General features: G+C 72.1%; 6 protein-coding genes. All 6 read left to right on the plus strand.

Annotation, left to right across the window (positions count from 1 at the left end):
- The first annotated feature begins 204 nt into the window (after positions 1-204).
- A complete protein-coding gene (locus AOK08_RS19885) occupies positions 205-1,221 on the plus strand; it encodes a LacI family DNA-binding transcriptional regulator (protein ID WP_055527695.1) in 1,017 nt (338 codons plus the stop codon).
- 107 nt (positions 1,222-1,328) lie between these two features.
- Positions 1,329-1,736, plus strand: coding sequence for a YciI family protein (locus AOK08_RS19890; RefSeq protein WP_055527717.1), 408 nt, complete (start codon positions 1,329-1,331; stop codon positions 1,734-1,736).
- Positions 1,737-1,765: 29 nt separating this feature from the next.
- Positions 1,766-2,911 (plus strand): RNA polymerase sigma factor, encoded by a 1,146-nt coding sequence (locus AOK08_RS19895; protein ID WP_055527719.1) that lies wholly within the window; start codon positions 1,766-1,768, stop codon positions 2,909-2,911.
- Positions 2,912-3,137: 226 nt separating this feature from the next.
- Positions 3,138-3,437: a hypothetical protein gene (locus AOK08_RS19900; protein ID WP_063794093.1), complete on the plus strand. Its 300-nt coding sequence runs from the start codon at positions 3,138-3,140 to the stop codon at positions 3,435-3,437.
- Between the two features lie 254 nt (positions 3,438-3,691).
- On the plus strand, positions 3,692-4,879 hold the full coding sequence (locus tag AOK08_RS19905) for a carboxylate-amine ligase (protein WP_055527697.1): 1,188 nt from the start codon (positions 3,692-3,694) through the stop codon (positions 4,877-4,879).
- Between the two features lie 196 nt (positions 4,880-5,075).
- Positions 5,076-6,860 carry an N-acetylglutaminylglutamine amidotransferase gene (locus AOK08_RS19910; RefSeq protein WP_055527699.1) on the plus strand — a complete coding sequence of 595 codons (1,785 nt, stop codon included), beginning with the start codon at positions 5,076-5,078 and terminating at the stop codon, positions 6,858-6,860.
- Positions 6,861-7,113 lie beyond the last annotated feature (253 nt).

Raw genomic sequence — 7,113 nt, forward strand, 5'->3', positions numbered from 1 at the left:
TAGGGGGGCCGAGATGTCGAACCGGTTCGAAGAATGCGTGCCGGAAGCTAGCACCGCCGAAAAGCGGCGAGCAATACCCTCAACACGAATTCCTGAAGTGGGGGACGCGTGCGCTGAGAGCGCTGACACTGGTTGGCGGCAATTGACATCGAGCGGCGCCGCTCCTAGCGTGCGTCAAGCGAACCGGTTCGGTGAGGGAGTGGCGTGAACATCGGTGAGATCGCCCGGCGGGCCGGTGTCTCGCGGAGCACCGTGTCCTACGCGCTGAGCGGCAAGCGCTCGGTGTCGGAGGAGACCCGGCGCAGGGTCCAGCAGGTGATCGACGAGCTGGGCTACCGGCCGAACGCGAGTGCGCGGGCCCTGGCCAACGGCCGGACCAACACCATCGGTCTGGTCTTCCCGCCGGCCGGGAACCACTACACCGGTATGCAGCTCGACTTCATCGGCAGTGTGGTGGAGGCCGCGGCGGCCCACGACTACGACGTGCTGCTCTCCCCGAGCGGGGCGGACAGCGACCGCTCCTTCCAGCGGCTGCTGGCCGAGCGGCGGGTCGACGGCGCGATCCTCATGGAGATCAGGCTCCAGGACGACCGGGTCGACCATCTGGGCGAGGAGAACTTCCCCGCCGTCTGCATCGGCCGTACGGCCCAGCCGGAGGGCAGTTGGTGGGTCGGGCTCGACCACACCGCGCTGACGGCGGCCTGTGTCAGCCATCTCGCCGACCTCGGACACCGCAGGATCGCCTTCGTCAACCGGCCCGAGCACCTGCTGCGGGCCGGTTACGAGTCGGCGCACCGCGGCCTCGACGGGTTCACCGAGGCCGCCGCCGAGCGCGGGCTCACCGTACGGACGTACCGCTGCGGCGACGACGCCCCCGCCGGGCAGGAGTGCCTGGAGCGGATCCTCCGCGAGGACCCGGACACCACCGCGCTGGTCACCCTGAACGAGGCGGCGCTCGGCGGGCTCTACCGGGGCCTCGCCATGGCCGGTCGGCAGATACCGCGCGACTTCTCCGTCACCGGGGTGGTGGCCGGACGCTGGGCGGAGACCGTGACCCCGCCGCTCACCGCGGCGGACGTACCGGCCGAGCAACTGGGCCGCCTCGCCGTCGAACTGCTGGTCGAGCGGATCGGCCACCCCGACGCGGCGCCCCGCCACCACCTCCTCACCCCGCCCATCTCCCTGCGCGCCAGCACCGGACCCGCGCCCGGACGTCGATAGAAAATTTCTCCGGCGATCTCCGGGAACCATGTCGAGAACCCGTGCCCGGCTCCGTCCCCGTGGTGAAGGCGACCACAATGGGTCGCATCGGCACCGAGGAGAACATCATGGCCAAGTACCTGCTTCTCAAGCACTACCGAGGCGCCCCGGCGGCGGTCAACAACATCTCCATGGACCAGTGGACGCCGCAGGAGATCTCCGACCACGTGCGGTACATGAACGACTTCGCCGCCCGCCTGGAGAAGACGGGCGAGTTCGTCGACGGCCAGGCGCTCGCCCCCGAGGGGGAGTGGGTCCGCTACGACGGCGAGGGGCGCCCGCCGGTCACCGACGGCCCGTTCGCCGAGACCAAGGACCTCATCGCCGGCTGGATGATCATCGATGTCGACAGCCACGAGCGCGCCGTCGAACTGGCCGGGGAACTCTCGGCCGCCCCGGGCGCGGGCGGCAGGCCCATCCACGAGTGGCTGGAGCTGCGCCCCTTCCTGGCCGCACATCCCAGCACCACGGAGTGACCTCTCACGTGACATCTCACGTGCCCCGGATCGACGAGGCCCTGCTCCGGAGCCTCACTCCGGGCGTCCTCGCCGTCCTCGTCCGCCGCGGAGCCGACTTCGCGGCGGCGGAGGACGCCGTGCAGGACGCGCTCGTCGAGGCGGTGCGCGTCTGGCCCACCGACCCGCCACGGGACGCGAAGGGCTGGCTGGTCACCGTGGCCTGGCGCCGGTTCCTCGACGCGACCCGCGCGGACACAGCGCGCCGCCGGCGCGAGGAGCGCGTCGACGAGGAACCGGCCCCCGGACCCACCCCCGCGACGGACGACACCCTCCACCTCTACTTCCTGTGCGCGCACCCGTCCCTGACCCCCTCCTCGGCCGTCGCCCTCACCCTGCGCGCCGTCGGCGGACTCACCACCCGCCAGATCGCCCAGGCCTACCTGGTGCCCGAGGCGACCATGGCCCAGCGGATCAGCCGGGCCAAGCGCACCGTGTCCGGCGTACGGTTCGACACGCCCGCCGATGTCGCCACCGTCCTGCGCGTCCTCTATCTGGTCTTCAACGAGGGCTACTCCGGCGACATCGACCTCGCCGCCGAGGCCATCCGGCTCACCCGGCAGTTGGCGGCCCAGGTCGACCACCCCGAGGTGGCGGGGCTGCTCGCCCTGATGCTGCTGCATCACGCCCGGCGGGCCGCCCGTACCGCGCCCGACGGGAGCCTGGTGCCGCTCGCCGAACAGGACCGCGACCGGTGGGACACGGTCGCGATCGCCGAGGGCGTCGACATCCTTCAGGCGGCCCTCGCCCGCGACCGGCTGGGCGAGTTCCAGGCCCAGGCCGCCATCGCCGCCCTCCACGCCGACGCGCTCACCGCCGAGGACACCGACTGGGTGCAGATCGTCGAGTGGTACGACGAACTCGCACACCTGACCGACAGTCCCGTCGTCCGGCTCAATCGCGCGGTCGCCGTCGGCGAGGCCGACGGACCGCGCGCGGGCCTCGCGGCACTCGCGGCGCTGGACGAGTCACTGCCCCGCCACACCGCCGTGGCGGCCTACCTCCGCGAACGCGACGGCGACCTGGCGACAGCGGCACGGCTCTACGCCGAGGCGGCCCGCAAGGCGTCCAACCTCGCCGAACGCGACCACCTGACCCGCCAGGCCGCCCGGCTCAACACCCGCCTGAACGGCTGACGGGACATCTGAACGGTTGACGGGACATCGCCCCTTGCCTGTTTCGAGGGCCGGCCCTTCCCCAGTGACCCGGCCCGATCACCGACGCGAAGGCTCGTACGGCCGCGCTGCCGGGCGTACGGGGGCGGAGTACCGCCAGGTCGTGCCCCCGCACGCTCTTCGCCGCCGACCTGTCGGGCGGGACGATGTCCGGGCACATACAGGGCCGAAAAGTGGGGGCGGGAAAATGTCGGTAGTGATGTCGATGAGCTGGGCCGGGGTCAGTCCCGAGCAGTACGACATGGTGCGGGACGCGGTCGGCTGGGAGGACGCCGCCCCGGACGGCGGTGAAGTACACCTGGCCTGGTTCGACGCGCAGGGGCTGCGGGTGGTCGACGTCTGGGAGTCGGAGCAGGCCTTCCAGACGTTCCTGGCCGGACGACTGGCTCCCGCGATCGAGAAGGCCGGCATCCAGGGGGCGCCACAGACCGGGTTCAGCCCCCTGCACAGGCGTTTCATCACTCCGGGAGTCACCGGCGCAGCCTGACGCCGGGCCATCCGTTTCCGGGGCGGTGACAGCGGGCCGCCCCGGAAACGAACGGTCCGGCACTCGGCGAGGTGTCCTGCACAAGATGCGCTTGTACGCTCATCTGCGATGATGACAGGCCAAAGGTGCAAATCTGAGCGTACACAGTCGGTGCCCGGGGAACTCGGTGCTTGTCGCACCCGTCGCATCCGCCTGACGAGTGGCAGCACTCCCGGGACGGAAGGCACAGATGCCCTCAAGGAGTGACCGTGAGCATGTGCATCGGAGTGGAAGAGGAGTTCCACGTTCTGGAAGTGGAGAGCGGCCTGCTCGTGCCACGCGGCGACCAGCTCCTGCGGCGGCTTCCCGGGCGGACCTTCACCAGTGAGCTGCACCGGACCGCCGTGGAGTCGAACAGCGGAGTGCACGCGTCACTGAACGACCTGTACAGCGACCTCGCCGGGACGCGACGTCGGCTCGACACGGCCGCAGCCTCGCTGGGTCTGGCCGCGGTGGCCGCGGGCACGGCGCCGATCGCCCCCGTCGCTCCCGGACAGCCCACCCCTGACGCCCGCTACCACCACATGGTCGAGGAGTACCGTCAGGTCGCCGACGAGCAGCTCATCTGCGGCGCCCAGGTCCACGTGGACCTGCCCGACCGGGACATGGCGGTACGGGTGATGTGCGAGGTCTCGCCCTGGCTGTCCGTGCTCCTGGCGCTGTCCGCCAGCTCACCCTTCTGGCAGGGCTCCGACACCGGCTACGCGAGCTGGCGCACCATGCTCTGGCAGCGCTGGCCCACCGCGGGGCCCATCGGCTGCTTCCCGAACGCGAACGAGTACGACGCCGCCGTGCGCGACCTGATCCGGTCCGGGGTCATTACCGACGCCGGGATGATCTATTACGACATACGTCCCTCCGAGCACCTGCCGACGCTGGAACTCCGGATCTGCGACGCCTGCCCCCGTGCCGAGACCGTCGTGCTCATCGCCGGACTGTTCCGCGCCCTCGTGACCGAGGCCCTCGAACGGTTGCGGCGGGCCGACGCCCCACCTTGCCCGGGCCGGCACGAATGGCTGCGCGGCGCCGCCTGGCGGGCCGCCCGGTCCGGTCTGGAAGGCACCCTCGTGGACCCCGGTACGCACCAGGAAGCGCCCGCCGCGCAGGTCGTCCGCAAGCTGCTCGACCGGCTGCGTCCCGCGCTGGAGGCCCACGGCGACTGGCGTACCGTACGGGCGCTGACGGACGAGGCCCTCGCCGAGGGCAGCGCCGCCGAACGCATCCGCCGTACGGCGCGCGAAGAGGATCTGCTGGCCTGCGTCGATCTGCTGGTCACCGAGACCCGCGGCGAACGCGGAAGCCGCGGATCGGCGCCCCTCGGCCGCGCCGACATGCCCTACCCCGGCGCGGAGGCGACAGGTCCGCCGTTCGGCCCCGGCGCACCGGAGGCCATCGGCCGCTGACCCGGCGGCGAACCACGAGGCCGGCGAGGTGCGCCGCGGTACTGCCCGCGCGCCGGTTCCCCTCCCTCCCCCCCCACCTGCTCAGGAGATGTTCCGACATGTCCACCGACACCGTCCGGACCGGTCCACGACGACGCGACCCGGCCGCCGCACCACCGCGCGCGAGCGGCGGTGCCCGCAACGGAGGGGGTAGGTCATGTGCGGTCTGACCGGGGAGATCCGCTTCGACGGCCGACAGCCCGACCTCGCCGCCATCGAACGCATGAGCGACCGGCTCGCTGCCCGTGGCCCGGACGGACAGGGAACGTGGGCGCGCGGCGCGGTCGCGCTGGGGCATCGCCGCCTGAAGATCATCGACCTGTCGGACCTCGGCGCGCAGCCGATGACCGACGCCCGGGGCCGGATCACCGGAGTCTTCAACGGCTGCGTGTACAACTACCGCGAGCTGCGCGCGGAGCTCCGGCGACTGGGCCACCACTTCGAGTCGACCTCCGACACCGAGGTGGTGCTGAAGGGCTACCAGCAGTGGGGAACCGCCTGCGTCGAACACTTCTACGGCATGTTCGCCTTCGCGCTCGTCGAGCACCGCACCGGCCGGGTGGTGCTGGGCCGTGACCGGCTCGGGATCAAGCCGCTGTATCTGGCGCGCGCACCGGGCCGGCTGCGGTTCGCCTCCACCCTGCCGGCCCTGCTCGCCGCCGGGGACGTGGACACCTCCCTCGATCCGGTGGCCGTCCACCAGTACCTGAGCTGGCACGCCACGGTGGCGGCGCCGCGCACCGTCCTCAGGGGTGTCCGCAAGCTCCCGCCGGCCACCGTGCGCGTCATCGAGCCGGACGGCACCGAGCGTGACCACCGCTACTGGCAGCCGTCGTACACCCGTCGGCCCGAGTACGCCGACATGGCGCCGGCCGAATGGCGGGACGCGGTGCTGGAGGCGCTGCGTACCGCCGTACGCCGCCGGATGGTCGGCGATGTGCCGGTCGGTGTCCTGCTCTCCGGCGGGCTCGACTCCAGCCTGGTCGTCGCGCTGCTGGCCGACGAGGGCCAGCGTGATCTGCGGACGTTCAGCGTGGGCTTCGAGGCGGAAGGGGGAGAGGCGGGCGACGAGTTCGGGTTCTCCGACCTGGTGGCCCGGGAGTTCCGCACCGACCACCACCGGCTGATGATTCCCTCCAGCGCCGTGCCGGCGGCACTCGACGGTGCCGTCGCGGCCATGAGCGAGCCGATGACCAGCCATGACGCGGTCGCCTTCTATCTGCTGTCCGAGCAGGTGGCGAAGGAGGTGAAGGTCGTGCAGAGCGGCCAGGGCGCGGACGAGGTGTTCGCCGGCTACCACTGGTACCCGGAGCTGGCCGAGGTCACCCGCGAGGAGGAGCCGGACAGGTATGCCCGGACGTATTTCGACCGTCCCCACGCCGACCTCGCCCGCGTCCTGCAGCCCCACATGCTGCCCGCCGACGACGTGTCGGGCCGCTTCGTCAGGGACCACATGGCGGTACCCGGGGCGGAGACGGCCCTGGACGCGGCCCTGCGGCTGGACACCCACGTCATGCTCGTCGACGACCCCGTCAAACGCGTCGACAACATGACCATGGCCTGGGGCCTGGAGGCCAGGGTGCCGTTCCTCGACCACGAACTGGTGGAGCTGGCCGCCGCCTGCCCGCCGGAGCTCAAACTGGCCGACGGCGGCAAGGGCGTCCTCAAGGAGGGCGGCCGGAAGCTGCTGCCCCCTGAGATCGTCGACCGGCCCAAGGGCTACTTCCCCGTCCCGGCCGTCAAGCACATGGCGGGCCCCGTCCTGGACCGGGTGCGCGAGACACTCGACACACCCGAGGCGAGGAAGCGCGGCCTGTTCCAGGAGTCGTACGTCGCCGAACTGCTGGCCGCCCCGGACGAGCACCGGACCAGGCGCGGGGCCAACGCCCTGTGGCAGGTGGCCCTGCTGGAGACATGGCTGCAGACCCACGGAATCACGTGACCGAGGAGCCGGGCACCGGAGCGGCGGCGCCTGCGGCAGCGGCAGCGATGGCGGCAGCGGCGCACAGCCGGCCGCCGGCCGAAGCCGGCCCTGGGGCACCCGGGCCCCCGCCGCCGGCTCCTCCGGCGGCGGAGGCCCGGGTGGCGGACGCGTACGGCCCTGCCCCCGCTCCCGCCGTCGCTGCCGGGGCACCTGGTCCCGGGGCGCCAGGCTCGGTCGCACCGGCTCTTCCGGTGTCGGACGGCCGGGCGGC

This window comes from Streptomyces graminilatus, from assembly GCF_001418565.1.
GTDB classification, from domain to species: domain Bacteria; phylum Actinomycetota; class Actinomycetes; order Streptomycetales; family Streptomycetaceae; genus Streptomyces; species Streptomyces graminilatus.